At 63.1% G+C, this 2,601-nt stretch carries 2 protein-coding genes and 1 pseudogene; all 3 read left to right on the forward strand.

Annotated features, from left to right (window positions below; translation table 11 throughout):
• Window positions 1-113 precede the first annotated feature (113 nt).
• Window positions 114-1,403: an ABC transporter substrate-binding protein gene (locus tag AB4Z11_RS29020; protein ID WP_442029291.1), complete on the forward strand. Its 1,290-nt coding sequence runs from the start codon at window positions 114-116 to the stop codon at window positions 1,401-1,403.
• A 10-nt stretch (window positions 1,404-1,413) separates the two neighbouring features.
• On the forward strand, window positions 1,414-2,127 hold the full coding sequence (locus tag AB4Z11_RS29025) for a response regulator (RefSeq protein WP_442029292.1): 714 nt from the start codon (window positions 1,414-1,416) through the stop codon (window positions 2,125-2,127).
• Window positions 2,120-2,601 (forward strand): annotated as a pseudogene (locus AB4Z11_RS29030) (ATP-binding protein); the annotation flags it as partial. The gene AB4Z11_RS29025 and the pseudogene AB4Z11_RS29030, both read left to right, overlap by 8 nt.

A 2,601-nucleotide genomic window follows, 5' to 3' on the forward strand; every position in this document is an offset into this window, starting at 1 on the left:
GCGTACTGGGTGCTGCTGCCATGCTACGCAATGATCCTGTTCTATGCCGTGAAAGGCCACAAGATGACGTCATGGAGATAGAATTAGCAGATCGTTATCTGCTGGAGTAGCGGGTGCCAAGGACCAACCGGCGTTTGCAGATCGCGCGGCTGGCGCGGTTGCTCGCTTTTTCTTTTATCGTGGTATCGCCTTCAAGCCAGGCGGTGACTACGCCATCGCTGCAAGTGCTGCATTGGTGGACTTCGGCCAGCGAGCGCCATGGCGCCAACGTGCTGGCTGCACGCCTGGCCGATGAAGGTGTCACGTGGCAGGATGCGGCCATTCCCGGTGGGGCGGGCCTCGGCGCCGGCAAGGTGCTGCGCAGCCGCGTGCTGGCGGGCGATGCGCCGGACGCCACGCAGATCATCGGCGTTTCCATCGGCGAGTGGGCCGAGCTGGGATTGCTGCTGGAGCTGGATAGCGTGGCGAATGCCGGCAACTGGAGCAATGTGCTGTTCCCCACCGTGCGCGATCTGGTTCAGCATCGCGGCCACGTGGTCGCTGCGCCGCTCGGTATCCATCGCATCAATACACTTTTCTACAATCGCAAACTGTTCGCACGCCTGAATCTCGTGCCGCCCGCGAGCTGGAAAGAATTCGAGCAGGCCGCTCACCGGCTGCGTGCAGCAGGCGTGGCGCCGCTGGTACAAAGCAGTGAGCCCTGGCAGGTTGCCACATTGTTTGAAAACCTCGTACTGGCTTCCGGCGGCCCGGAATTTTATCGCGAGCTGTTCGTGCGCCGCAGCCCGCAGGCAGCGAACGATCCGCGTCTTGCCGAGGCGCTGCTTCGCCTTCGCGCGATGAAGGCCTGGATGCTGAACCCGGCCGACGAGCAGCCATGGACCGAGGCTGCGAAACGTTTCGCACGCAGCGAGGCGGCCATGTTCGTCATGGGCGACTGGGCCAAGGCGGAGCTGAATGAAATGGGGCTGGCTACCGATGTCGAATTCGGCTGTGCAGCCATGCCGGGTACCGACAAGTACCATCTCTACAGCGTCGATACGCTGTCGATGTTCGTCAACGATTACGCCCACCAGCCCGCGCAGGAAAAGCTGGCCAAAGTCGCCGTAACGCAAGCCGCGCAGCTGCAATACCACGCCGCAAAGGGTTCGGTGCCGGTGCGCCGCGACGCTAATCCGGCCGCCATGGACAGCTGCGCGCGCTCATCCTGGCGCAGCTTTGCGCGCGGTGCATCCGCGCAGGCGCCCAGCCTCGTGCACCGCATGGCCGCCGACGAAGAAAGCCGCGATGCCATCATCGCCGAACTGCACCGCTACTACATGGACGACAGCGTCACGCCCGCCGACACGCAGCGCCGCCTCGGCGGCATTCTGCGCACGCTGAACATCCGCTCGCACAAATAAGGATCTGATCATGGCACGCAAGATACTCATTGTTGACGACGACCAGAAAACCCGCCTGCTGCTCAAGACTTATCTTGAAAAGAACCAGTACGAAGTGATTCTCGCCCACAACGGTGAGAGCTTCCTGGCCGAGCTGCACACACATGCCGAGCAGCTGTCGATGGTGATCCTGGATGTGATGCTGCCCGATACCGACGGCTTTGCGCTGTGCCGCATCGTGCGCAAGCGCTCCAATCTGCCGATCATCATGCTGACCGCCAGTTCCGATGAAACCGACCGTGTGGTGGGACTGGAGCTTGGTGCGGACGATTACATCGCGAAACCATACAGCCCGCGTGAACTGCTGGCGCGCATCAAGGCCATTCTGCGCCGCGCATCCAATGAGCCTGCGGCCTCGGTGCGTTCCTATCACTTCAACGGCTTCACGCTGGACCTGCTGGAGCGCACCGTGGTGGACAGCGAAGGCGCGCCGGTGCAACTGACGGGGCTGGACTTCCAGTTGCTGAAGTATTTCGTGGAACATCCGGGCACGATTCTGGATCGCAGCCTGCTGTGCGAAGAGACGCGCGGCCGCGATTCCGGCCCGCTGGACCGCTCGCTGGACGTGCAAATCAGCCGCCTGCGTCTGCGCCTGAACGACGACGGCAAGCAGCCCATGCTGATCAAGACCGTGCGCRGCGCGGGGTATGTGTTCTCGGCCACGGTCGATGTCACCCATGCGTAGATTCTGGCCGCAATCGCTGCTGGCCCGCTTGTCGCTCGTGATGGTGGCGGGGCTGCTGCTGGCGCAGATCGTGGCCAGCGTGATCTGGGCCACGCAGCTGCGCGCCAAGACGGAAGCGGACGTGAAGTCAGCCGCGCAGTATCTGGGGCAGGGCGCGGCCAGTTCGATCCGCTTCTTCAAAAGCCTGCCGCCCAGCTACCGCAGCCTGCTGATCCAGCAGTTCCGCGAAATGGGCGGCACACGCTTCTATGTCGCGCTGAATCGCGCTGAAGTGACGGTACGGGAAATCGCACCGCAGGCACTGGCACAAACGGCGCTGACTGCATTGGACGCGAGGCTGCGCAACGATCTGCCGGGCGAAACCAAGCCGCGCCTGGCCTTTGCCTGGCCAGATCAGCTGGTGGTGTCGCCGGACGGCATCCATGTCGGCGATCTGCCGGAAGCGTGGGTGCGCCACATCCTGCTGCTGAAGCC

The organism is Pseudoduganella sp. RAF53_2, from assembly GCF_052113985.1.
In the GTDB taxonomy this organism is placed as follows: domain Bacteria; phylum Pseudomonadota; class Gammaproteobacteria; order Burkholderiales; family Burkholderiaceae_D; genus Rugamonas.